Raw genomic sequence first — 22,774 nt, forward strand, 5'->3', positions numbered from 1 at the left:
CGATGAAACCCCTGGCACTTCTCGCCCTGCTCGCCGCCCCGCTGCTGGGCCACGCCGCCAACGCGCTGGACCCGGCGCCGCAGGAGCTGCTGCAACGCGGCGAATACCTGGCCCGCGCCGGCGATTGCGCCGCCTGCCACACCGCGCCGGGCGGCAAGCCCTTCGCCGGCGGCCTACCGCTGGCCACGCCGCTGGGCGCGGTGTACTCCACCAACATCACCCCCGATCCGAAGACCGGCATCGGCAGCTACAGCTACGACGACTTCGCCCGCGCCCTGCGCGATGGCGTGGCCAAGGGCGGCACCCGTCTCTACCCGGCGATGCCCTACACCGCCTACGCGAAGATCAACGACGACGACATGAAGGCGCTCTACGCCTGGTTCCTCGAAGGCGGCGTGCAGGCCGTGGCGCAGCCCAACCAGGACTCGGACATCGCCTGGCCGCTGGACATGCGCTGGCCACTGGCGATCTGGAACCTGCTGTTCCACGACGATGCGGTCTACCAGCCCAATCCCAAGCAGAGCGCCGCCTGGAACCGCGGCGCCTACCTGGTCCAGGGCCTGGCCCACTGCGGCACCTGCCACACCCCGCGCGGCATGGCCTTCCAGGAACAGGCCATGAACGAACAGGGCACCGGCTTCCTCGCCGGCGCCGCATTGGGCGGCTGGTACGCCTTCAACATCACCCCCGACACCCACAGCGGCATCGGCGGCTGGAGCGACGCGGAAATCGTTCAGTACCTCAAGACCGGCCGCGCACCGGGCAAGGCCCAGGCCGCGGGGCCGATGGGCGAGGCGGTCGAGCACAGCTTCCAGTACCTCTCCGAAGCCGACCTGCAAGCCATCGCCAGCTACCTGCGCAGCGTCCCGGCGGTCAGCGACGGCGAGCGCAAGGCGCGCTTCCAGTGGGGCAAGCCGGCCGAGGACGTGGTCACCCTGCGCGGCCAGGGCTTCGCCGCCCAGAGGCACGACGACGGCGCCCGCCTGTACCTGGGCAACTGCGCCAGCTGCCATTCCTGGAGCGGCGAAGGGGTGAAGGACGGCTACTACCCGATGCTGCTGAAGAACAGCGCGGTGGGCGCCCTGCAGCCGGACAACCTGGTGCAGGTGGTGCTCGGCGGCGTGCACCGCAAGGTCGGCGACGAGGAGCTGTTCATGCCGGGTTTCGCCGGCACCCTCAACGACGAGCAGATCGCCACGCTGGTAAACTACCTCACCCGGCAGTTCGGCAATCCCGAGGTGAAGGTGGACAGCGCAAGGGTGGCCGCGATTCGGCAGCCTTGAGCACCAGCCACTCCCGCCCCTGGACGCCTGGCCGGGTCTCACCCACACGGCTTCGCGGCACCCCGTTTCGAGGTACTTCGACGCACCCGCCCCCACACCGGAACAGCTACCAACCCCGAATCACCCAAATGGGCGATTTCCAACTTGCTGCCGCCTCGCTAGCTTCGGCTGAAGCCGAGGTCCCGACAGCCAGCCAAAAGCATCCAAAGGCTGGAAATACGCAATGAGCAGTCAAGCGCAGCACCACAGATCCACTCCGGCACGCCGCCATCCGATCGCCCTCGCCACCACGCTCGGCATCGGCATGCTGAGCGTCGCCAGCGTCCAGGCCGACAACGCCCGCGACTGGCAGAACCTGCCGGTCGATACCAGCGTCGCCTTCCTGTACCTCACCGTACTCGACTCCAACACCTCGGTGGACCAGGCCATCGCCATCAATGGCGTCTCGGTCAATGCCGACGTCTGGCTCGCCCGCTATGCCTACAGCTTCGGCGTCGACGGCCGCTCCACCGGCATCCAGATCCTCCAGCCCTATGTCACCGGGGAAGCGAGCTTCGACGGCATTCCCGGCAAGAAAGACAACGACGGCATGGGCGACACCACCATCGTGCTCGCTCACAACCTGTTCGGCGCCCCCGCGCTGACCCAGCAGGAGTTCGCCAGTTGGCAGCCGGAAACCTTCCTTTCCGGCGCTATCTTCGTCACCGCTCCGACCGGCGATTACGACAACAAGAAGCTGTTGAACATCGGTACCAACCGCTGGATCGTCAAGCCCGAGCTGGCGTTCGGCACGCCGATCGGCAAGACCTGGCTGGAAGCCAACGCCTACGCCAGTTTCTTCCAGGACAACGACGAGTTCCTCGGCCACCACACGCTCAAGCAGGACCCGCTGTACGCCACCGAACTGCATTACAGCTACAGCTTCAATCCCGCCCTCTGGGCCTCGCTGGACGCCAGCTATAAATGGGGCGGCGAAAGCACGATCGCCGGCGAGGAGCAGGACAACGCCCAGGACACCAGCATGGCCGGCGCCTCCCTGGGCTTCATGCTCTCGCGCAGCGTTGGCGGCATGATCTCGTACATGGACACGGTTTCCCGGCCGGATTCGGCGCCGGAAGCCAACACCTGGACATTCCGCATGCAATACGCATGGTGAATCAGGACACCGGGGCCCGGCCTTGCAGAGCCGTTCGAGACCGCCGACAGCGCAGTACAACGACGGGCTGGCGGGCATCGACAGCACCCAGGCATCGAGTCCTCGACGAGCTTCGTCGAATGGCCGCCAAACCAGCCGGCATCGACCGGTTGCGCAAGGCGGTAGACGCGAAAATCGCCGAGAAGATGACGCAGCAGGACCAGGCTGACGCGTCCCTCTCCCCCCACGGGGAGAGGGAGCCCCGCAAAAATCCCCCGCCCCACTCTCCGCGCGGTTTGACATCCCTCCGGCAGTCACCGAAGCTCCTCCACTCCGTGATATTCGCCGCAGAACCGCATGCCAAAGCCTAAGAACAACGACGCCACGAACCCTCTCGTCCGCCGCATTGCCTTTGCCTTGGCCTGCATTCTGCTGATCGCCGCCGCCGGTGCCTGGTGGTACGTGCAGAACAGCGCACCGCAGCCACAACTGGCACCACGCCCACAAACCCAGACCAGGCCCGCCGCGCCAGCGAAGGTCGAGACGACGGCCAGTTTCGTCGCCGAGCAACAATGCCAGGGCTGTCACCAGGCGCAGACCAAGGACTGGCAGGGCTCCCATCACCAGCAGGCGATGAAGCCGGCCAGCGAAGGCAACGTGCTCGGCGACTTCGAAGGCGTCACCTTCAAGGGCGAAGTGGAAACCACCCGCTTCTTCCGCAAGGGCGACGAGTACTGGGTCAACACCCCCGGCAACGACGGCAAGCCGGCGGACTTCAAGGTGGCCTACACCTTCGGCTTCGAGCCCTTGCAGCAATACCTGCTGGAGTATCCGGGCGGCCGCCTGCAAGCTCTCGGCGTCGCCTGGGATAGCCGCAAGAACCACTGGTTCCAGCTGATGCCCGGACAGCGCATCGACTACAAGGACGAACTGCACTGGACCCGTCCCGCGCAGAACGCCAACTTCATGTGCGTCGAGTGCCACACCACCGGCTTCAAGCGTAACTACGACGCCAAGACCGACAGCTTCGCCAGCCACTGGAACAGCCTTGGCGTCGGCTGCCAGGCCTGCCACGGGCCAGCCTCGAAGCACCTGGAATGGGCGAAGAAAGCGGATCGCAGCGCAGACAAAGGCTTCGAGGTACCGCTCAAGAACGCCAGCCAGAGCACCGTGGTGGAAACCTGCGCACGCTGCCATGCCCGTCGCGCCCCGCTGGACGACGGCTACCAGAACAAGCACCGCTTCATGGACGACTACCTGCCCAGCACCCTGACCCGCGAGCTCTACGAGATCGACGGCAAGATCAAGGACGAAGTCTTCGAGTGGGGCTCCTTCACCCAGAGCAAGATGTTCGCCAAGGGCGTGCAGTGCACCGACTGCCACAACCCTCACAGCGGCGAACTGAAGGCACCGGGCAATGGCGTCTGCCTGCAATGCCACAACACCGCCGGCAAGCCGACGCGCCCGCAGATCGACGGCAAGGGGCTGCAGGCGAAGAACTACGACTCGCCCGAACACCATCACCACAAGCCCGGTAGCCCCGGCGCGCAGTGCACCTCCTGCCACATGCCCGGCCGCTACTACATGGTCAACGACTACCGCCACGACCACGGCTTCAGCCTGCCCAACCCCCTGCACGCGCGGCGCATCGGCGCGCCGGACGCCTGCCTGGCCTGCCACAAGGACATCCCGGCGAAGAAGATCGGCGAGCAGTTCCGCCAGTGGTTCGCCAGTGAGCTGCCGGCCAAGTCGAACGCCCCGGACAATCCACCGCCGCGCTACGACGACACCCTGTGGAAAGCCCGTGGCGGCAAACCGGGGGCATCCCGCGCGCTGCACCTGCTGCTGGCCTCGCCCGACCTGCCGGCGATCCGCCGCGCCACGCTGATCGCCGAACTGCCCAGCTACCCCAGCCCGCGCTCGCTGGAGCTGGCGGCGCAAGGCCTGAAGGATGCCGATCCGCTGGTGCGCACCGCCGCCATCAACGTTCTCGCCTCCCTCGCCAATGGCCCGCAGCAGGCACTGGTGCTGGCGCCCATGCTGGCCCCGCGACTCTCCGACCCGATCCGCGCCGTGCGCATCGCCGCCGCCTGGCAACTGGCGCAACTGCCACCGCAGGCACGCCCCGGCCTCGATGAAGCGCTGAACAATGGACTGCGCGAGTACGAAGAGGTGCAGAAGAGCCTGGCCGAACGCGCCGAGGCCAATCTCAACCTTGCCATGCTCTACCAGCGCACCGGCCGGCCGGACCAGGTGGAGCCCGCACTGCGCGCAGCAATGGCACACAACCCGGACTTCCTGCCGGCCACCGTCACCCTGGTCCAGTGGCTGGAAGCCAGCGGCCGTCAGGCCGAGGCTCGCCAGTTGCTCGACGACGCCCTGCGCCAGCATCCCAAGGCCGGCCTGCTGCACCACGTCAACGGCCTCGCCCTGGTGCGCCAGGGACAGCGCGCGGAGGCGCTCAAGGAGCTGCGCGAAGCCGTGCGGCTGGCCCCGGACGACGACCAGCTCCGCTACGTGCTGGCTATCGCCCTGCACGACAGCGGCGAAGTCGATGCCGCCTGCCGCGAGCTGGAAACACTGCTGCAACGCCACCCAGCCAACCGCGGGGCACGCCTGGCGCTGATCGCCTACCTGCGCGAAACCGGGCAGATGCAGAAGGTGCAGATGCTGCTGGCGGAACTGGAACAGCAGAACCCGGACGATCCCTCGCTCAAGAGCGAGTGAAACTTCCGACAAACAGGCGGGAACTCGGGAAGCGGCGAACGCTCTGAAAGACGCACTCAACCAAGGAGTTACCATGCGTCGCCGCTTCATCCCCGCCGTCCTTGCCCTCACCCTGCTCCCGCTGGCCTCGGCTATGGCCGAAGACAACGACTTCTGGCGCTCGGTCCTGACCTCCGGCGCCACCACCGCCTCGAGCTACCTGACCAGCCGCGACGACCACAAGCTGGTCGGCCCGGCCCAGGACGATGCCGCCAGCTTCATCGCCACCGACGGCGCCATTCGCGGCCCCTACCTGGAATCCGCGCTGCTGCAGATGCGCAGCGCCAACCCGGCACTGGCCAACGCCAGCGACGCGGAACTGGCCAGCGCCCTCCTCGCCAGCGAACGCTGATCGCGACGGCGCGCGGCCTCCATACGGCGCGCGCCGCCCGGCGCAATCGAGGAACTCCCCGCAAGTCTCGCGCATCTCACCTGTACACGGACCCTCCGGAGGTGATTCTGATGCGCACCGCCAAACTGGCTACCGCTTTCGTCCTGCTCGCCCTTCCCCTCGCGTCGGCCGTAGCCGACACCTTCTGGCGCGACATCATCTCGTCCGGCGCCACCACCGCGTCGACCTACCTGACCTTCAGGCACGACCACAAACTGATCGCCGCCGCCCAGGACGATGCCGGCACCTATGTCGCCAGCGATGGCGCGATCCGTGGCCCGTACCTGGAAGCCGCCCTGAACCGCCTGCGCAGCGACGATCCCGGCCTGCGCCAACGCAGCGACATGGAACTGGCCAACGCCATCCTGACTCGCCGCAACGATGCACCTGCCCAATGAACCCCACCGGCGCGGCCCGTGGCGCTCGCCACGGGCCGTTCCCGGCTGGCGGGGTCGGCGCGAGGATCGGGTCGCTCCGCCCGCCCAGCGTCACGGCTTCGCGCTGATCGCATCCCTGTAGACACAGCGGGCCATGCCCGCGATACACCGGCACATCAGCCAGGTGCGCCAAAAGAGGCGCAAAGCTCTGGCGTTTCCCGATAGAAACGGTGTCCTCCGCGCGGGATTTCGCAGACAAAGTCCGCTTGTACGAAAAGTGGTTCCAGGCAACTCCGTCGCTGGCGAGGTTCGCGAGCAAGCTCGCTCCTACGAAGAGCCCGTCCATAACGGCGAAATCGCCACCACGAAAAAGCCGCCCGAAGGCGGCTTTTTCAGTTCAGCGCACCGCTCACTCGCGGTAGTCATCCACCGGCACGCAGGCGCAGAACAGGTTGCGGTCGCCGTAGACGTTGTCCACGCGGTTCACCGCCGGCCAGTACTTGAAGGCGCGGGTGTGCTCGGTCGGGGTCACCGCCTCGGCGATCAGGTACGGACGCTCCCACAGCTCGGTAACATCCGCCAGGGTGTGCGGCGCGCGCTTGAGCGGGTTGTCCTCGGCCGGCCACTCGCCGGTCTCGACCTTGGCGATCTCCCCGCGAATCGACAACATCGCCTCGATGAAGCGATCCAGCTCGTGCTTGGACTCGCTCTCGGTCGGCTCCACCATCAGCGTGCCGGGCACCGGGAAGGACATGGTCGGCGCGTGGAAGCCGTAGTCCATCAGGCGCTTGGCCACGTCTTCCTCGCTGATCCCGGTCTGCGCCTTGAGCGGACGCAGGTCGAGGATGCATTCATGGGCGACGCGCTCGTTGCGCCCGCGATAGAGCACCGGGAAGGCGCCATCGAGCTTGCTGGCCACGTAGTTGGCATTGAGGATCGCCACTTCCGTGGCGTCGGCCAGCTGCGGGCCCATCATGGCGATGTACATCCAGCTGATCGGCAGGATGCTGGCGCTGCCCCAGGGCGCGGCGCTGACCGCGCCGTTCAGCGGGTTCGGGCCTTCGATGCGGATCACCGGATGGTTGGCGACGAAGGGCGCGAGGTGTTTCTTCACGCCGATCGGGCCCATGCCCGGGCCGCCGCCGCCGTGGGGGATGCAGAAGGTCTTGTGCAGGTTCATGTGCGACACGTCGGCGCCGATGTCCGCCGGGCGCGCGAGGCCGACCTGGGCATTGAGGTTGGCGCCGTCCATGTACACCTGGCCGCCGTGGGCGTGGATCACCTCGCAGATCTCGCGGATGCCTTCCTCGTACACGCCGTGGGTCGACGGGTAGGTGATCATCAGGCAGGACAGCTGCGGGCCGGCTTCCTCGGCCTTGCGCTTCAAGTCCTCCAGATCGACGTTGCCGGCCTTGTCGCACTCGACGATGACCACGCGCATGCTCGCCATGATCGCCGAGGCCGGGTTGGTGCCGTGGGCCGAGGCCGGGATCAGGCAGATGTTGCGATGCGCATCGCCACGGCTCTCGTGGTACTTGCGGATCGCCAGCAGGCCCGCGTACTCGCCCTGGGCGCCGGAGTTGGGCTGCATGCAGATGGCGTCGAAGCCGGTGATCGCGCAGAGCCAGCGTTCCAGCTCCTCGATCATCAGGCGGTAGCCTTCGGCCTGCTCGCGCGGCACGAACGGGTGCAGATTGGCGAATTCCGGCCAGGTGATCGGGATCATCTCGCTGGTGGCGTTGAGCTTCATGGTGCAGGAGCCCAGCGGAATCATCGCCTGGTTCAGCGCCAGGTCCTTGCCTTCGAGCTGGCGCAGGTAGCGCAGCATCTCGGTTTCGCTGTGGTGGCGGTTGAACACCGGGTGGCTCAGGTAGCCGCTGCTGCGCTGCAGGGCGGCGGGAATGCCGTCGGCAAGCTGGCCGGCGTCGAGCTGGGCGACGTCCAGGCCGTGGCCGGCGCCGAGGACGATGTCGAACAGGCTGGCGAGGGTGGCGGCGCTGGTGGTCTCGTCCAGGCTCACGCCCAAGCGATCTTCGCCGACGATGCGCAGGTTGACGCGGGCGGCGCGGGCACGCTCGAGGATGACCTGCTGCTGGGTGCCGACATCCAGGGTCAGGGTATCGAAGAAGTGCAGGTTGACGATCTTCACGCCCTTGGCGGCCAGGCCGGCGGCCAGCACGGAGGTCAGGCGGTGCACGCGCTGGGCGATGCGTTTCAGGCCCTGCGGACCGTGGTACACGGCGTACAGGCTGGCGATGTTGGCCAGCAGTACCTGCGAGGTGCAGACGTTGGAGTTGGCCTTCTCGCGGCGGATGTGCTGCTCGCGGGTCTGCAGCGCCATGCGCAGCGCGGTGTTGCCGCGGGCGTCCTTGGACACACCGATGATCCGCCCCGGCATGGCGCGCTTGTACTCGTCGCGGCAGGCGAAGAAGGCCGCGTGCGGGCCGCCGTAGCCCATCGGTACGCCGAAGCGCTGGGCACTGCCGAGCACCACGTCGGCGCCCAGTTCGCCCGGCGGGGTGAGCAGCAGCAGCGCGAGCAGATCACTGGCGACGCAGGCGATGGCCTGCTGCGCGTGCAGGGCGTCGATCACCGCGCGCAGATCACGGATTTCGCCACGGGTGTCCGGATATTGCAGCAGTGCGCCGAACACCGCGTGCTGGCCGAGATTGTCCACCTCGTCGACCACCACCTCGAAGCCGAAGGCGTCGGCGCGGGTCTGCACCACGGAGAGGGTCTGCGGGTGGCACTGGGCATCGACGAAGAACAGGTTGCTCTTGGCCTTGGCCACGCGCTTGGCCAAGGCCATCGCCTCGGCGGCGGCGGTGGCTTCGTCGAGCAACGAGGCGCTGGCCAGATCGAGGCCGGTGAGGTCGATGGTCATCTGCTGGAAGTTCAGCAGGGATTCGAGACGGCCCTGGGCGATCTCCGGCTGGTACGGCGTATAGGCGGTGTACCAGCCCGGATTCTCCAGCACGTTGCGCAGGATGACGGTAGGGGTCAGGGTCCCGTAGTAGCCGGTGCCGATCAGGCTGGTCCACAGTTCGTTCTTGTCCGCATAGCCCTTCAGCTTGGCCAGCGCACCCTGCTCGTCGAGGGCGGCGGGCAGGTCCAGCAGCCGGTTCAGGCGGATGGCCGGGGGCACCGTCTGCACGATCAGGTCATCGAGGCTACTCAGCCCCAAGGTATCGAGCATGGCCTGCTGCTCGGCGGCATCGGGGCCGAGGTGGCGGGCGAGGAAGGCATCAGGCTGGTGCAGCTGGGAAAGCGAAGGGGTGTTCGACATGGCCACGGTCTCGAAAGGTCGGTCCGTAAAAAGAACAGGCCCCGACGAGTCGAGGCCTGTGTTTGCAGCAGTGTCTTACGCGTCGGCGTCGCAGGCAGCGCGGTAGCCGGCGGCGTCGAGCAGCTTGTCCAGCTCGGCCGGGTTGCTCGGCTTGAGCTTGAAGAACCAGGAACCGTACGGGTCGTTGTTCACTTCTTCCGGGGTGTCGGCCAGCACGTCGTTGACGGCGATGACTTCGCCGCCCACCGGGGCATAGATGTCCGAAGCGGCCTTCACCGACTCGACGACACCGGCTTCCTGGCCGGCGGCGAGGGTCTTGCCCAGTTCCGGCAGTTCGACGAAGACCACGTCGCCCAGGGCTTCCTGGGCATGGTCGGAGATGCCCACGGTCACAGTACCGTCGGCTTCCAGGCGCGCCCACTCGTGGCTGGCGGCGTAACGCAGGTCGGCGGGGATATTGCTCATCTTGTTTTTTCCTCGAGGACTGGGCGACGGGCGGCGGTGCCGCCCTCTTCAAGTTAGATCATGCAATTTAGATCAGGGCTTTGCCATGACGCACGAAATTCGGCTGAACGACGCGAACCGGGTACCACTTGCCACGGATTTCCACCTCGGCGCGGTCGCCGGTGGTTGACGGCACGCGGGCGAGGGCGATGGATTTGCCCAGCGTCGGGGAGAAGCTGCCGCTGGTGATCTCGCCTTCGCCGACGCCGGCCACGCGGACCACCTGGTGCGCGCGCAGCACGCCGCGCTCTTCCAGCACCAGGCCGACCAGCTTGGGCGCATCGCCCGCAGCCTTCTGCGCTTGCAGTGCCTGGCGGCCGATGAAGTCGCGCTCGGCCGGTTCCCAGGCGATGGTCCAGCCCATGTTGGCGGCCAGCGGGGTGATCTCTTCGTCCATGTCCTGGCCATACAGGTTCATACCGGCCTCAAGGCGCAGGGTGTCGCGCGCGCCCAAGCCCGCCGGGGAAATGCCGGCGCCGACCAGGTCGTTGAGGAAGCCCGGCGCCTCGGCGGCCGGCAGCATGATTTCCAGACCGTCCTCGCCGGTGTAGCCGGTGCGGGCGATGAACCAGTCACCGTCGGCCTTGCCCTGGAAGGGCTTGAGCTCACGGATCAGCGCGGCGCGCGAGGGAGTGACCAGCTCGGCGGTCTTCTCGCGGGCGTTCGGGCCCTGCACGGCGAGCATGGCGAGGTCCGCGCGCTCGGTCAGGGTGACGTCGAAGCCTTCGGTATGGGCCTGCATCCAGGCCATGTCCTTGTCGCGGGTGGAGGCATTGACCACCACGCGGTAGCCGTACACGCCAAGGTAGACGATCAGGTCGTCGACCACCCCGCCACGTTCGTTGAGCATGCCGCTGTACAGCGCCTTGCCCGGAACCTGAAGTCGTTCGACGTCGTTGGCCAGGAGTCGTTGCAGGTATTCCTTGGCCTGCGGACCGGTGACGTCGACCACGGTCATGTGGGAAACGTCGAACACGCCGCAATCGCGACGTACCTGGTGGTGCTCTTCGACTTGCGAACCGTAGTGCAGCGGCATGTCCCAGCCGCCGAAATCGACGATCTTGGCGCCAAGGGCGACGTGCAAATCATAGAGCGGTGTGCGCTGTCCCATGGGTGGTCTCCTTCCGGGCGAGGCGGGTGCGGAGCGCGAGTACGGCCCGCACGAAACGCGCGCATTGTAGTCGCATGACCGGCCCGTGGACAGCTTGTCCGACAATCGAATCTCAGCGACTGGCGGAACCGGCCGGTCGTGCGGAACGACGAATCAGGCCGATGACCGGGAACAGTCCTACCAGCACCAGCGTCAGCGCCGGCAGCGCGGCGCGCGCCCACTCGCCTTCGCTGGTCATTTCGAAGACCCGGACGGCCAGGGTATCCCAGCCGAAGGGACGCATCAGCAGGGTGGCCGGCATTTCCTTGAGCACGTCGACGAACACCAGCAACGCGGCGCTCAACGTCCCCGGCAGCAGCAACGGCAGATAGACCCGGAAGAACAGCTCCGTACCGCCCACCCCGAGGCTGCGCGACGCCTCCGGCAGCGACGGACGGATACGCGCCAGGGCGCCCTCCAGCGGGCCGTGGGCCACGGCCATGAAACGGATCAGGTAGGCCATCAGCAGCGCGCCGAGGCTGCCCAGCAGCAACGGCTTGCCGGTACCGCCCAGGGCCGTGGACAGCGGGATCACCGCGTGGTTGTCGAGCCAACTGAAGGCCAGCATGATCGCCACCGCCAGCACCGAGCCGGGCAGCGCGTAGCCCAGGTTCGCCAGGCCCACCGCCGAACGCACCGCCGGAGTGGGCGACAGGCGGCAGGCGAAGGCCAGCAGCAGCGCCACCGCCACCGTTACCAGCGCGGCCAGGCCGCCCAGGTAGAGACTGTGCAGGATCAGGCCCCAGTAGCGTTCGTCGAGATCGAAACGGCCCTTCTGCCAGCACCAGGCCAGCAACTGCAGCACCGGAATGACGAAGGCGCAGGCGAACACCAGCAGGCACCAGGCCGTCGCGGCGAACGCCTTGAGCCCCTGCAGGCGATACAGTGCCGCACCACGCGGCCGCTCGCTGGGCGCGCTCGATCGCCCCCGGCTGTAGCGCTCGCCCAGCAGCACCAGCATGACGAACAGCAACAGCAGGCTGGCCAGCTGGGTGGCGCTGGAGAGGCTGTAGAAGCCGTACCAGGTCTTGTATACGGCGGTGGTGAAGGTATCGAAGTTGAACACCGAGACGGTGCCGAAATCCGCCAGGGTTTCCATGATCGCCAGCGCCAGGCCGGCGCCGATGGCCGGCCTCGCCATCGGCAGGGCGACACGCCAGAACGCCGCCCAGGGCGACAGCCCGAGCACCCGCGCCGCCTCGGTCAGGCCACGCCCCTGGGCGAGGAACGCGGTGCGCGCCAGCAGGTAGACATAGGGGTAGAACACCAGCACCAGGACGATGATCACCCCGCCGGTGGAACGCACCCGAGGCAGGCGCAGGCCGCTGCCGAACCATTCGCGCAGCAGCGTCTGCACGGGGCCGGCGAAATCCAGCAGGCCGACGAAGACGAATGCCAGCACGTAGGCCGGCACCGCGAAGGGCAGCATCAGCGCCCAGTCCAGCCAGCGCCGCCCGGGAAACTCGCAGAGGCTGGTGAGCCAGGCCAGGCTGACACCCAGCACGGTCACGCCCACACCCACGCCACCGACCAGGATCAGCGTGTTGCCGAGCAAGCGCGGCAGCTGGGTTTGCCACAGGTGGGACCAGATTTCCCGGTCGATCTCCGCCCAGCTCAGCAGCAGGACGCTGATCGGCAGCAACACCAGGGCGGCGACGGCAAAGGTGATGGGATACCAGCGGCGGGGGGCGGGATGGGCCACGAAAACCTCAGGATCGAAAAACACGAAGCCCCGGCACGGGCCGGGGCGCTTTCAAGAGCACTATGCTTCCCACGCAGAAGCGTGGGAACCATATCTGAGCCAACCGCTTGCAGCTTACAGTTTGCCGCTTTCCGCTGGCGGCCTCGGCCGTCTCTTCAATTCCAGCCGGCGCGGTCCATCAGCTTGATCGCCTCGGCCTGGCGCTTGCCGGCGACTTCCACCGGAATGCTGTCGGCCTTGAACACGCCCCAGGCCGCCACTTCCTGCGACGGCGCCACCTTCGGGTTGGCCGGGAACTCCTGGTTGATGCCGGCGAACAGCGACTGAGCGTCCGGGCCGGTCATCCACTCCACCAGTTTCTTGGCGGCTTCCGGGTGCGGCGCATGCTTGGTCAGACCGATGCCCGACAGGTTGACGTGCACGCCACGGTCGCCCTGGTTCGGCCAGAACAGCTTCACCGGCAGGTCCGGCTTCTCCTGGTGCAGGCGGCCGAAGTAGTAGGTGTTGACGATGCCGACGTCGCACTGGCCGGCGGCGATGGCCTGGAGCAGCGCGGTATCGTCGGAGAACACGTCGGTGGCCAGGTTGTTCACCCAGCCCTTGAGGATTTCCTCGGTCTTCTGCTCGCCGTGGGTTTCGATCAGGGTGGCGGTCAGTGACTGGTTGTAGACCTTCTTCGCCGTGCGCAGGCACAGGCGGCCTTCCCATTGCTTGTCGGCCAGGGCCTCGTAGGTGCTCAACTCCTCGGGCTTCACCCGCTGGGTGGAGTAGGCGATGGTGCGCGCGCGCAGCGACAGGCCGGTCCAGCTGTCGGTGCCGGAGCGGTATTGCGGCGGGATGTTGGCATCCAGCACCGGCGAGTCGAAGGGCTGCAGGATGCCCATCTTCTCGGCCTGCCAGAGGTTGCCGGCGTCCACGGTGAGCAGCAGATCGGCCGGAGTGTTGGTGCCTTCGGCCTTGATCCGCGCCATCAGCGGCGCTTCCTTGTCGGTGATGAACTTGATCTTCACCCCGGTCTTCTCGGTGTAGGCGTCGAACACCGGCTTGATCAGCTCGTCGATGCGCGAGGAGTAGACCACCACTTCGTCGGCGGCCTGGGCGGTGCTACCGATGGCGGCCAGCATGAGGGTGGCGAGAAGACCTTTGCGCATGAGCATGGGCGTGTCCTGTGCGGGGAAGAATCCTGCAAATGATAAGGAACCGCATTTGCCATTGAGGCGCGTAGTTGTGTCGAGGTGTTTCGGGAGGGTGCGGTTTGGGGTCGCGGGGAGCCCCCTCACCCCAGCTCCGGCTGCGCATCCCACTCCAGAAGGAGAGGGGGCCGTTCGGAGTACGCGGTTATTCACGGAGTCGCCCGGCGAGTTCTGGACGCTCAGCCTCTCCCCCTTGGAAGAGGCCGCGGTGATCAGACCCGCGCCAACGTCGGCAGATCGCCCGAAAGCCCCAGCGCCTGCCGCACGAACATCCCCTTGGCCTCATGATGCTTGTCCACCAGCCGCAACCCGGCATTGCGCAGCCAGCGCACCGCCAGCGGATCGGCCTGGAACAGGCGTTGGAAGCCTTCCATCGCCGCCATCATCGCCAGGTTGTGCGGCATCCGGCGGCGCTCGAAGCGGCTCAGCACACGCTCTTCGGCGATGTTCTCGCCGCGCTCGTAGGCATGCAGGATCACCTCGGCAAGCACCGCGGCATCGAGGAAGCCGAGGTTCACGCCCTGCCCGGCCAGCGGGTGGATGGTGTGCGCGGCATCGCCGACCAGCGCCAGCCCCGGCTCCACGTAGCGCTTGGCATGGCGCTGGCGCAGCGGAATGCACAGGCGGCGGTCGGCGTGCTCGATGGCGCCCAGGCGCTGCTCGAAGGTCCGCCCCAGCGCGGCACGGAAGCCATCGTCGTCCAACGCCATGATCCGCTCGGCCCGCTCCGGGGTGGTCGACCAGACGATCGAGCACCAGTGCGCGTCCCCCTCCTTCGCCAGTGGCAGGAAGGCCAGCGGGCCGTCGTCGGTGAAGCGTTGCCAGGCGGTGGCCAGGTGCGGCTTTTCGCAGCGCACGCTGGTGACGATGGCGTGGTGCAGGTAATCCCACTCGCGGGTGGCGCAGCCGGCCAGGCGGCGCACGGCGGAGTTGGCGCCGTCGGCGGCAACCACCAGCGGCGTGCGGATCTCGCGACCATCGGAAAGGCTCAGCAGCCAGTCGTCGCCGGAGTGGCGCAGTTGCTCCAGGCGCGCGCCGGGCAGCAGGCCGAGGGCGGAGTCGTGCAGGCGCTCCAGCAGGGCATCCTGCACCACGCGGTTCTCGACGATATGGCCGAGCACTTCGGCGTGCACGCTGGCGGCGCTGAAGTGGATCTGCCCGGTGCCGGAGCCGTCCCACACCTGCATCTCGCGGTAGGGTTCGGCACGCCGCGCGGCGATGCCGTCCCAGGCGTGCAGGCGCTGGAGGATGCGTCGGCTGGCCTCGGACAAGGCACTGACGCGCGGCTCGAACGGCGCCTCGCGGTCGAACGGCTTGACGCTCAGCGGGCTGCCGTCCAGCAGCAGGATGTCCAGGCCGCTGCCTTCCAGGGCCAGGGCCAGCGCGCTGCCGACCATGCCTGCCCCGACTATTACCAGATCCGCGTGCATCGAATTTCCTTATTGGCTGGGGCTGTCACACCGGGCGGGCGCCCAGGCCCATAGCCTGGCGGGCAAACCAGCGTTTGGCCGGCGGCAGCAGGTCGAGGCCGAGCAGGCCCAGGTTGCGGCCGCTGGCGAGCAGCGGTTGAGCGTTGGAGAACAGGCGGGTGACGCGGTCGGAGAAACCGACGGTCATCTGCTGATCCAGGCGCTGGCCGTCCAGGTAGCGCTGCAGTACGGCGAAATCGCCCGGCATGGCCTCGTCCTGCAACAGTTGGTCGCCCAGAGCCTGGGCGTCGCGCAGCGACAGGTTGAAGCCCTGCCCGGCAATCGGGTGCAGGCTGTGGGCGGCGTTGCCCAGCACCACCAGGTGCGGGCGAATCTGTTCCTCGGCCTCGATCAGGCTCAACGGGTAGCCGTAGCGCGCGCCGACCTGACGGAAGGCGCCGAGGCGATAGCCGAAGACCTCCTGCAACTCGGCAAGGAACGCCGCGTCGGACAGCTCGCGCAGACGCTCTGCGTCACGGCCGTTGCGGGTCCAGACCAGCGCGCAGCGGTTTTCCGGCAGCGGCAGCAGGGCCAGCGGGCCGTTCTCGGTGAAGCGTTCGAAGGCCTGGCCGCGATGGGCTTCGGACGGGCTGACGTTGGCGATCAGCGCGGTCTGCCCGTAGGATGAGGCGCGCACGCCGATGCCCAGTTGCTCGCGCAGGCCGGAGCGGCCGCCGTCGGCCAGCACGGCGAGGTCGCAGTCCAAAAGCGAATCGTCGTCCAGGGTCAGGCGGTAGCCGTCGCCCAGTGCGTCCATCCGGCGCACCTCGGCCGGGCAGCGCCAGCTCACCACTTCCGGGTCCAGTGCGTGCCACAGGCACCGGCCGAGCCAGGCGTTCTCCACCACGTAGCCGAGAGCCGGAACGCCCTCTTCCACCGCCGTCAGGCGCGCGGAGCCGAAGCGGCCACGGTCGGACACGTGGATCTGGGTGATCGCTTCGGCGCGCAGGGATATCTGCTGCCAGAGCCCCAGGCGCTCGTAGATCTGCCGGCTGCCGAAGGACAGCGCCGTGGAGCGCGCGTCGTAGCTGGGCTGGTAGGCATCGCCGGGGGCGAACGGCTCGACCAGCACGATCCGCCAGCCGCGCTCGCGAGCACCGGCCTGGAGGATCAACGCCAGGCTCGCGCCGACGAGGCCGCCACCGATGATGGCCAGTTGCGGACGTTGCATGTCAGGCGGCCTGAGCCTTGGCCTCGGCCATCAGCGCTTCGATCTCGGCAACGGTCTTGGGCACGCCGTTGGTGAGGATTTCGCAGCCGGTCCTGGTCACCACCACGTCGTCCTCGATGCGCACGCCGATGCCGCGCCACTTCTTCGGCACGTCGGTGTTGTCCGGGGCGATGTAGATGCCCGGCTCGACGGTCATCGACATACCGACTTCGAGCACGCGCCATTCGCCGCCGACCTTGTATTCGCCGACGTCGTGCACGTCCATGCCCAGCCAGTGGCCGGCACGGTGCATGTAGAACGCCTTGTAGGCTTCGCTTTCGATCAGTTCGTCGACGTCGCCGCTGAGCAGGCCGAGCTTCACCAGACCGGCGGTGATGACCCGCACGGTGGCCTCGTGGGCCTCGTTCCAGTGACGGCCGGGGGCGATGTAGTCGAAGGCGGCGACGTTGGCCTCCAGCACCAGCTCGTAGATGGCCTTCTGCTCGGGGCTGAAGGTGCCATTGGCCGGGAAGGTGCGAGTGATGTCGCTGGCGTAGCAGTCGATCTCGCAGCCGGCGTCGATCAGGATCAGGTCGCCGTCCTTGATCGTCGCGTCGTTCTCCCGGTAGTGCAGGATGCAGGCGTTGCGGCCGGTGGCGACGATGGAGCCGTAGGCCGGCATCTTCGCCCCGCCCTTGCGGAAGGCGTACTCGAGCTCGGCTTCCAGGTGGTATTCGTTCAGCCCCGGACGGCACACCTGCATGGCGCGCACGTGGGCGCCGGAGGAGACCTCGGCGGCGTAGCGCATCACCTTCACCTCGCCCGCGCTCTTGTACAGGCGCAGGTCGTGCAGCAGGTGGTCGAGAGCGACGAACTCGTTCGGCGGCTGCGCGCCCTGACGGGCCTTGGAGCGGATCACGTTGATCCAGTCCATCAGCCGGCGGTCGAACTCCTGGTTGGCGCCCAGCGCGTAATAGACGCGGTCGCGACCTTCGATCAGGCCGGGCAGGATGTCGTCGATATCGCCGATGGGGAAGGCGTCGTCGGCGCCGAAGTTCTTGATCGCGCCGTCCTGGCCGGCGCGCAGGCCGTCCCAGAGCTCACGCTCCGGATCGCGCTCGCGGCAGAACAGCACGTACTCGCCGTGCTCGCGGCCGGGGATCAGCGCCATCACCGCTTCCGGCTCGGGGAAGCCGGTGAGGTACTGGAAATCGCTGTCCTGGCGGTAGACGTGCTCGACGTCGCGGTTGCGGATGTACATCGGCGCCGCCGGGAGAATGGCGATGCTGTTGGGTTCCATCTGCTCCATCAGCGCCTTGCGGCGACGGGCGTATTCCGACTTGGCGATACGGATCATGCAGCGACCTCAATGCAGGGAGGGTTTCTCGGCCGGTGCCGGCACCTTGCCGAATTCGGAGAACAGCAGCAGCGGGGCGACGCGCAGGTATTCCTGCACTTCCATATAGTCGGCCTCGCCGTCTTCGGAATCTTCCAGCGCACCCTGGACCTGGGCGATGGCGGCGATGTCCTGCAGTACTTCGTCGGCTTCATCCGACAGGCTGGGGGAACGCAGCGCCAGGCCGAAGCCGGCGAGGAAGCCCTGGCACCACTGGCCCAGGGCGGCGGCGCGCTCGGCCAGCGGGGCGTCGTCGTTGGGCAGCATCAGCACCACGGCCATCTCGCCGGCGCCGAAGTCCTGCTGGACCATGCCCAGCAGCCCGCCCAGGGCCGCGCCCAGGCGCTCGCCCGGCTCACCGCCGAGCAACTCGCTGGCGGCCTGCAGCCACTCCGCCTGGTCGAAGCCGCTGCCCGCGCAGACGCGGCCCAGCAGGTGGCCGTGCAGTTCGGCGGGGGAAATCGGCAGGGCGGCCTCGGCGAGCAGGGCGGCGAAGGCGTTATAGGCGGAACTTGACGTGGACATGATCGAACCCGGGGTATGGCCGCTAGGCGCCATCGGGCGCCGCGCATAGAATGTGGTCTCGTATCCTAGCACCGCCGCCCTGTGCAAGACCATGTAACGGGTCGCCGCGTTGACCCACCCCTACGGCGGTCCTATATAGTTTCCGGTCACTCCCATTCTTACGAGTAGAGAGCCAAGCGAGAGTCTATGGAAGACGCCGACCTGCACACGCTGATCGCCAAGTTCGACCAGTTGCTCCAGCGCCTGGAACAGCTCAAGGCCGAAAACCGGCTGCTGCGGGCGAACGAAAAGAGTTGGCGGGAAGAGCGCGCCCATCTGATCGAGAAGAACGAATTGGCGCGGCAGAAGGTCGAAGCGATGATTTTGCGACTCAAAGCCTTGGAGCAGGACTCATGAGCCAGTCGAATACCCTCAATGTTCAAATCCTCGACAAGGAGTACTGCATCACCTGCCCTCCCGAGGAACGCGTCAACCTGGAAAGCGCCGCGCGCTATCTCGACAGCAAGATGCGCGAGATACGCTCCAGCGGCAAAGTGATCGGCGCCGACCGCGTGGCGGTGATGGCCGCGCTGAACATCACCCACGATCTGCTGCACAAGCAGGAACGCCTCGACCACGACGCCAGCTCCACCCGCGAGCGCGTGCGCGAACTGCTCGAGCGCGTGGACCGGGCCCTCACCACCGATACCCTTACCACCGATCAAGAATAGGGTGAAGTCTGACCCTGGAAATTTCCTTGGGGTATAATCCGCTTCGTTCCCTGGTGTGTTGGCCAGTCGGTGATGTCCCTGAGCCGATAATTGCAACAACGGGGGTTGCCAGTTGGGCTGGTGTGCATGTCCGCACGACGGAAAGCCTTAAAGCCTACTGCAACCACCACCTTGAACTCTCGGGTTCAAGGGCTAACCCGACAGCGGCATGTCCGGGGAGCTTTACCCTTCGATGATCCATAGCGACGGTCTTTCCCGTCCGGCCCTGCGCCGTCAGTTGCGCGAGGCCCGACGCGCCCTCACCCCACTCCAGCAACGCCTCGCGGCCCAGGCTCTGTATCGCCGGATGGCGCAGCACCCGCTGTTTCGCCGCGCGCGGCACATCGCCCTGTACCTGCCGGCCGACGGCGAAATCGACCCACGACCGCTGATGAAGGCGGCGCAGAAACGCGGCAAGGCCACCTACCTGCCGGTGCTGTCGGACTGGCCCAGGACCCACATGACCTTCCAGCGCGTCGGCCTTGGCGAACGCTGGACACGCAACCGTTTCGGCATCGCCGAGCCCGCACGCGACCGCAGCCGGCAACGCCCGGCCTGGGCCCTGGACCTGCTGCTGCTGCCACTGGTGGGATTCGATCCGCAAGGTGGACGCCTGGGGATGGGCAAAGGCTTCTACGACCGCACCCTGGCCTACCTGGGCATGCGCAAAAATTGGCACACACCGACGCTATTGGGTCTGGCGCACGAATGTCAGAAAGTCGATCGACTGGAACTGGCCAGTTGGGACGTACCGCTGATGGGTACGGTGACGGACGGCGGCTGGTATGGCCGACTCGCGCAGGCGTCGCGCTCCTTGCGACACCCGGCGAAATGAATCAGGGCTGCTGGGTCACCTGGGCGGGAACCTCACCCTGACGCTCCCAGAGGCTCTGGGTGTAACCGGTGGTGACGACTCCCAGGCCGAACAGGATTACCAGAACCCACAAAAGATCAGGCTTGCGTTTCATCGATTGCCTCCCCCTTCCAGGCAAACTGTCCACGATGCCGGCGGTGGTTTTTTGTCCGTCCGGCGGTCCAAGCTAAAAATGGCGGCATTCTCCGACAATGAAAAGCTTCTCGCAATTCTGACGCCAACCGATCGTCGGAGGAGGCGCGCCTTCCAAAACTGCGCGCACTTCCAGGCAAGGTTCATGCCGGATCTCCCCATATTCTTCCTACAGCGAAACTTTCGCGAGCCGGCAACTTGTCGCAGGGGAAACACCTACCATTAGTCCCTGGACGGACTTCGCGCCCGCTCCCGGAAATTCGCCACACACAAGGAGACTCCCGCGGATGGCACGCGCTTACTGGCTGATGAAATCCGAGCCCGACGAACTCTCGATCCACGACCTGCAACGCCTGAAAACGGCGCGCTGGGACGGCGTGCGCAACTACCAGGCGCGCAACTTCATGCGCGGCATGCAGCCGGGCGACCTGTTCTTCTTCTACCACTCCAGCTGCCCCGAACCGGGCATCGCCGGGATCGCGACGATCGAGGGCGAGCCCTACCCCGACCCCACCGCGCTCGATCCGCAGAGCCCCTACCACGACCCCAAGGCCAGCGCGGAGAAGAATCCCTGGACCGCCCGCGACGTCGGCTTCGTCGAAGCCTTCACCGCAGTGCTGCCACTGGCCACCCTCAGGGTCCAGGCGGGGCTGGAAGAAATGCCGCTGGTACAGCGCGGCAGTCGCCTGTCGGTCATGCCGGTAACCGAGGCGCAATGGCAGATCGTGCTGACTCTGGTTCGGCGATAGAAGCGCTAGAAAAAGGAAAGGGCCGACAGTGGCGGGCAAGGCCGTGAAAGACCGATATCACTGTGCTATTAGGTAAGGAACGCCTTCGGAATTTTCCGCATGGACCGCCTGAAGTCCTCCGTTTCCACCTATCTCGGGCTTGGCGGCCTGCTCTGCGTTCTCCTGTTGGCCAGTCTCTGGCTCGGTCATGAACTGGCCAGCAGCGAACGGCAACGGGTTCGCGAACGCCTGAACTACCAGGCGCGCGCCCTGGCCCATCAACTGGAAGCCACCCTGCACGAGCAGGTCCAGGGGCTGAACCTGCTGGCGCAGCTCTGGACCCACCACGACCGCATCCCGCGCTCGGAGTGGGAGCTCAACGCGCGCTTCTATATCGACAACTTCGCCGGCTACCAGTCGATCCAGTGGGCCGATCCGGAGCTGCGCATCCGCTGGGTGGAGCCCCTGCAGGGCAACGAGACGGCACTGAACTATCGGCTGACGCCGCTGAGCCCCGGCTATGACGCCGCGATGGCCGCGCGCGATACCGGCAAGCCCCGGCTGAGCGACAGCATCGAGCTGCTCCAGGGCGGCCGTGGTTTCGCCCTCTACGCGCCGGTGTACCTGCGCGCATCCGACGGCACGCTGCGCTTCGACGGCTTCATGGAAGGTATCTTCCGCGTCGGCAACCTGATGGACCATCTGCTGGAGCAGGCCGACGACCACCTGTTCAGCGTGCGCCTGCTGGAGCACGGCCAGCCGCTCTACGTCCGCTCCCAACCCGACAGCCAGGCCGAGGCAACCCTGCGCCTGCCGCTACGGCTGCTGAACAACCGCAGCTTCGAACTGGAGCTCAGCCCCAGCGCGGCGCTGGTGCAATCGCTCTCCACACCGCTGCCGGCCGTGGTGTTCGGCACGGCGGTGACCATCAGCCTGCTGCTGGTCGCCGCCCTCGCCCTGGCGCTGGACAACGCCCGCCGCGCCAGCGCGCTGAGCGCCGGCAACCGCCTGCTCAACCTGGAGGCCGAGCAGCGCCAGGAGATCGAGGGGCACCTGCTCGACAGCCGCGAACGCCTGCAACTGGTTCTCGACCTGACGGACTCCAGCCGCGACGCGCTGTTCATCTTCGATGTGCAGAACCGCGAGCTGCTGCACATGAACCGCGCCACCTACAGCAGCCTCGGCTACAGCGCCGAGGACTTCCGCCAACTGCTGCGCGACGATCCGGAACGCCTGATCCCCGGCTTCTTCGCCTGGCTGCAACTGGTGCAGCAGGCCAACCGGCTGAACCTGTCGATGATCTTCCAGCGCGAGATGCAGCGCCGCGACGGCAGCCTGCAGGCGGCGGAGATCAATACCCAGCTGACCCGCCAGGGCGAGCGCGACTACCTGATCGCCGTGGCCCGCGACAATGGCGAGCGCCTGCAACTGGAAGCCCAGTTGCAGAAGCTGTCGCAACAGGACGGCCTCACCGGCCTGTTCAACCGCCGCTACTTCGACCGCCAGTTGCAGAGCGAATGGCGGCGCCTGCGCCGGGCCGACGCGCCGCTGGCGGTGCTGATGCTCGACGTCGACCACTTCAAGCGCTTCAACGACTGTCTCGGTCACCTGGCCGGCGACGACGCCCTGCGCCGGGTCGGCGGCGCCCTGCGGAGCTGCCTGCAACGCGAAGGGGACGTGGCCTGCCGCTACGGCGGCGAGGAGTTCGTGATCATCCTCACCGACACCGGCCTGGAAGGCGCCGCCCATGTGGCCGCGCGGGTGCACCAGCGGATCGCCGAACTGGCCATCGTCCACCCGGCGACGGAGCTGGGACGGCTGACGATCAGCATCGGCGTGGCCATCGCCAAACCGGGGCAGGACGCCGAGCCCGACCAGTTGATCTCCCAGGCGGACCAGGCGCTGTATGCGGCCAAGCATCGGGGACGGAACCAGACGTGCGTGTGGCCGGTGGAGTGAGGACG

20 protein-coding genes and 1 other RNA gene are annotated in these 22,774 nt (G+C 67.1%); 11 read left to right on the plus strand and 10 right to left on the minus strand.

What is annotated here, in order from left to right:
- Positions 1-2 precede the first annotated feature (2 nt).
- The 5 genes from ACYCAX_RS02985 to ACYCAX_RS03005 all read left to right on the plus strand — a co-directional run bounded on the left by ACYCAX_RS02985 (position 3) and on the right by ACYCAX_RS03005 (position 5,973).
- Positions 3-1,283 carry a c-type cytochrome gene (locus ACYCAX_RS02985; RefSeq protein WP_294972312.1) on the plus strand — a complete coding sequence of 427 codons (1,281 nt, stop codon included), beginning with the start codon at positions 3-5 and terminating at the stop codon, positions 1,281-1,283.
- A 223-nt stretch (positions 1,284-1,506) separates the two neighbouring features.
- A complete protein-coding gene (locus tag ACYCAX_RS02990; RefSeq protein ID WP_460247388.1) occupies positions 1,507-2,439 on the plus strand; it encodes a transporter in 933 nt (310 codons plus the stop codon).
- A 336-nt stretch (positions 2,440-2,775) separates the two neighbouring features.
- Positions 2,776-5,145, plus strand: a complete 2,370-nt coding sequence (locus tag ACYCAX_RS02995) for a tetratricopeptide repeat protein (protein WP_460247389.1) — start codon at positions 2,776-2,778, stop codon at positions 5,143-5,145.
- A gap of 73 nt (positions 5,146-5,218) precedes the next feature.
- Positions 5,219-5,536 (plus strand): DUF2388 domain-containing protein, encoded by a 318-nt coding sequence (locus ACYCAX_RS03000; RefSeq protein WP_015475070.1) that lies wholly within the window; start codon positions 5,219-5,221, stop codon positions 5,534-5,536.
- A 110-nt stretch (positions 5,537-5,646) separates the two neighbouring features.
- Positions 5,647-5,973 carry a DUF2388 domain-containing protein gene (locus ACYCAX_RS03005; protein WP_294972299.1) on the plus strand — a complete coding sequence of 109 codons (327 nt, stop codon included), beginning with the start codon at positions 5,647-5,649 and terminating at the stop codon, positions 5,971-5,973.
- Between the two features lie 388 nt (positions 5,974-6,361).
- Here the strand turns inward: ACYCAX_RS03005 and gcvP are convergent, their stop codons facing one another.
- The 9 genes from gcvP to ACYCAX_RS03050 form a co-directional block, all read right to left on the minus strand.
- Positions 6,362-9,238, minus strand: coding sequence for an aminomethyl-transferring glycine dehydrogenase (gene gcvP / locus ACYCAX_RS03010; protein ID WP_460247390.1), 2,877 nt, complete (start codon positions 9,236-9,238; stop codon positions 6,362-6,364).
- A 75-nt stretch (positions 9,239-9,313) separates the two neighbouring features.
- On the minus strand, positions 9,314-9,703 hold the full coding sequence (gene gcvH, locus ACYCAX_RS03015; RefSeq protein WP_460247391.1) for a glycine cleavage system protein GcvH: 390 nt from the start codon (positions 9,701-9,703) through the stop codon (positions 9,314-9,316).
- A gap of 67 nt (positions 9,704-9,770) precedes the next feature.
- The gene (gcvT, locus tag ACYCAX_RS03020; protein WP_015475066.1) at positions 9,771-10,853 is read right to left on the minus strand and encodes a glycine cleavage system aminomethyltransferase GcvT; all 1,083 of its coding nucleotides are present in this window, start codon (positions 10,851-10,853) and stop codon (positions 9,771-9,773) included.
- Between the two features lie 112 nt (positions 10,854-10,965).
- Positions 10,966-12,594 carry an ABC transporter permease gene (locus ACYCAX_RS03025; RefSeq protein WP_015475065.1) on the minus strand — a complete coding sequence of 543 codons (1,629 nt, stop codon included), beginning with the start codon at positions 12,592-12,594 and terminating at the stop codon, positions 10,966-10,968.
- 155 nt (positions 12,595-12,749) lie between these two features.
- Entirely contained in the window at positions 12,750-13,751 is a 1,002-nt protein-coding gene (locus ACYCAX_RS03030) for a Fe(3+) ABC transporter substrate-binding protein (protein WP_460247392.1), read from the minus strand.
- A gap of 248 nt (positions 13,752-13,999) precedes the next feature.
- Positions 14,000-15,217 (minus strand): 2-octaprenyl-3-methyl-6-methoxy-1,4-benzoquinol hydroxylase, encoded by a 1,218-nt coding sequence (locus ACYCAX_RS03035; RefSeq protein ID WP_460247393.1) that lies wholly within the window; start codon positions 15,215-15,217, stop codon positions 14,000-14,002.
- Positions 15,218-15,242: 25 nt separating this feature from the next.
- Positions 15,243-16,427, minus strand: a complete 1,185-nt coding sequence (gene ubiH / locus ACYCAX_RS03040; protein WP_460247394.1) for a 2-octaprenyl-6-methoxyphenyl hydroxylase — start codon at positions 16,425-16,427, stop codon at positions 15,243-15,245.
- Position 16,428: 1 nt separating this feature from the next.
- Positions 16,429-17,763, minus strand: a complete 1,335-nt coding sequence (gene pepP / locus ACYCAX_RS03045; protein WP_294972281.1) for a Xaa-Pro aminopeptidase — start codon at positions 17,761-17,763, stop codon at positions 16,429-16,431.
- Positions 17,764-17,772: 9 nt separating this feature from the next.
- Positions 17,773-18,327: a UPF0149 family protein gene (locus ACYCAX_RS03050; protein ID WP_015475060.1), complete on the minus strand. Its 555-nt coding sequence runs from the start codon at positions 18,325-18,327 to the stop codon at positions 17,773-17,775.
- A 186-nt stretch (positions 18,328-18,513) separates the two neighbouring features.
- Between ACYCAX_RS03050 and ACYCAX_RS03055 the strand changes: the two genes are divergently transcribed.
- The 4 genes from ACYCAX_RS03055 (at position 18,514) to ACYCAX_RS03070 (ending at position 19,911) form a co-directional block, all read left to right on the plus strand.
- On the plus strand, positions 18,514-18,723 hold the full coding sequence (locus ACYCAX_RS03055) for a TIGR02449 family protein (RefSeq protein WP_015475059.1): 210 nt from the start codon (positions 18,514-18,516) through the stop codon (positions 18,721-18,723).
- Complete coding sequence (locus tag ACYCAX_RS03060) at positions 18,720-19,037, plus strand: cell division protein ZapA (RefSeq protein WP_015475058.1); 318 nt, start codon at positions 18,720-18,722, stop codon at positions 19,035-19,037. Before ACYCAX_RS03055 ends, ACYCAX_RS03060 begins: the two co-directional genes overlap by 4 nt.
- A gap of 44 nt (positions 19,038-19,081) precedes the next feature.
- Positions 19,082-19,260, plus strand: a non-coding RNA gene (gene ssrS / locus ACYCAX_RS03065) — 6S RNA.
- A gap of 9 nt (positions 19,261-19,269) precedes the next feature.
- Positions 19,270-19,911 (plus strand): 5-formyltetrahydrofolate cyclo-ligase, encoded by a 642-nt coding sequence (locus tag ACYCAX_RS03070; protein ID WP_294972273.1) that lies wholly within the window; start codon positions 19,270-19,272, stop codon positions 19,909-19,911.
- 1 nt (position 19,912) lies between these two features.
- Here the strand turns inward: ACYCAX_RS03070 and ACYCAX_RS03075 are convergent, their stop codons facing one another.
- Complete coding sequence (locus ACYCAX_RS03075) at positions 19,913-20,044, minus strand: hypothetical protein (RefSeq protein ID WP_015475056.1); 132 nt, start codon at positions 20,042-20,044, stop codon at positions 19,913-19,915.
- Positions 20,045-20,369: 325 nt separating this feature from the next.
- Between ACYCAX_RS03075 and ACYCAX_RS03080 the strand changes: the two genes are divergently transcribed.
- Positions 20,370-20,831 carry an EVE domain-containing protein gene (locus ACYCAX_RS03080; RefSeq protein ID WP_015475055.1) on the plus strand — a complete coding sequence of 154 codons (462 nt, stop codon included), beginning with the start codon at positions 20,370-20,372 and terminating at the stop codon, positions 20,829-20,831.
- A 99-nt stretch (positions 20,832-20,930) separates the two neighbouring features.
- Complete coding sequence (locus tag ACYCAX_RS03085; protein WP_460247395.1) at positions 20,931-22,769, plus strand: sensor domain-containing diguanylate cyclase; 1,839 nt, start codon at positions 20,931-20,933, stop codon at positions 22,767-22,769.
- Positions 22,770-22,774: the final 5 nt, after the last annotated feature.

The sequence above is a fragment of the Pseudomonas sp. MT3 genome, assembly GCF_054720805.1.

Coding starts and splice junctions, on each gene's coding strand:
- ACYCAX_RS03000 (WP_015475070.1), top strand. CDS start 5,219: ATGCGTCGCCGCTTCATCCCCGCCGTCCTTGCCCTCACCCTGCTCCCG.
- ACYCAX_RS03055 (WP_015475059.1), top strand. CDS start 18,514: ATGGAAGACGCCGACCTGCACACGCTGATCGCCAAGTTCGACCAGTTG.
- gcvT (WP_015475066.1), bottom strand. CDS start 10,853: ATGGGACAGCGCACACCGCTCTATGATTTGCACGTCGCCCTTGGCGCC.
- ACYCAX_RS03035 (WP_460247393.1), bottom strand. CDS start 15,217: ATGCACGCGGATCTGGTAATAGTCGGGGCAGGCATGGTCGGCAGCGCG.
- ACYCAX_RS02985 (WP_294972312.1), top strand. CDS start 3: ATGAAACCCCTGGCACTTCTCGCCCTGCTCGCCGCCCCGCTGCTGGGC.
- ACYCAX_RS02995 (WP_460247389.1), top strand. CDS start 2,776: ATGCCAAAGCCTAAGAACAACGACGCCACGAACCCTCTCGTCCGCCGC.
- ACYCAX_RS03005 (WP_294972299.1), top strand. CDS start 5,647: ATGCGCACCGCCAAACTGGCTACCGCTTTCGTCCTGCTCGCCCTTCCC.
- ACYCAX_RS02990 (WP_460247388.1), top strand. CDS start 1,507: ATGAGCAGTCAAGCGCAGCACCACAGATCCACTCCGGCACGCCGCCAT.
- gcvP (WP_460247390.1), bottom strand. CDS start 9,238: ATGTCGAACACCCCTTCGCTTTCCCAGCTGCACCAGCCTGATGCCTTC.
- gcvH (WP_460247391.1), bottom strand. CDS start 9,703: ATGAGCAATATCCCCGCCGACCTGCGTTACGCCGCCAGCCACGAGTGG.
- pepP (WP_294972281.1), bottom strand. CDS start 17,763: ATGATCCGTATCGCCAAGTCGGAATACGCCCGTCGCCGCAAGGCGCTG.
- ACYCAX_RS03030 (WP_460247392.1), bottom strand. CDS start 13,751: ATGCTCATGCGCAAAGGTCTTCTCGCCACCCTCATGCTGGCCGCCATC.
- ACYCAX_RS03080 (WP_015475055.1), top strand. CDS start 20,370: ATGGCACGCGCTTACTGGCTGATGAAATCCGAGCCCGACGAACTCTCG.
- ACYCAX_RS03085 (WP_460247395.1), top strand. CDS start 20,931: ATGGACCGCCTGAAGTCCTCCGTTTCCACCTATCTCGGGCTTGGCGGC.
- ubiH (WP_460247394.1), bottom strand. CDS start 16,427: ATGCAACGTCCGCAACTGGCCATCATCGGTGGCGGCCTCGTCGGCGCG.
- ACYCAX_RS03075 (WP_015475056.1), bottom strand. CDS start 20,044: ATGAAACGCAAGCCTGATCTTTTGTGGGTTCTGGTAATCCTGTTCGGC.
- ACYCAX_RS03060 (WP_015475058.1), top strand. CDS start 18,720: ATGAGCCAGTCGAATACCCTCAATGTTCAAATCCTCGACAAGGAGTAC.
- ACYCAX_RS03050 (WP_015475060.1), bottom strand. CDS start 18,327: ATGTCCACGTCAAGTTCCGCCTATAACGCCTTCGCCGCCCTGCTCGCC.
- ACYCAX_RS03070 (WP_294972273.1), top strand. CDS start 19,270: ATGATCCATAGCGACGGTCTTTCCCGTCCGGCCCTGCGCCGTCAGTTG.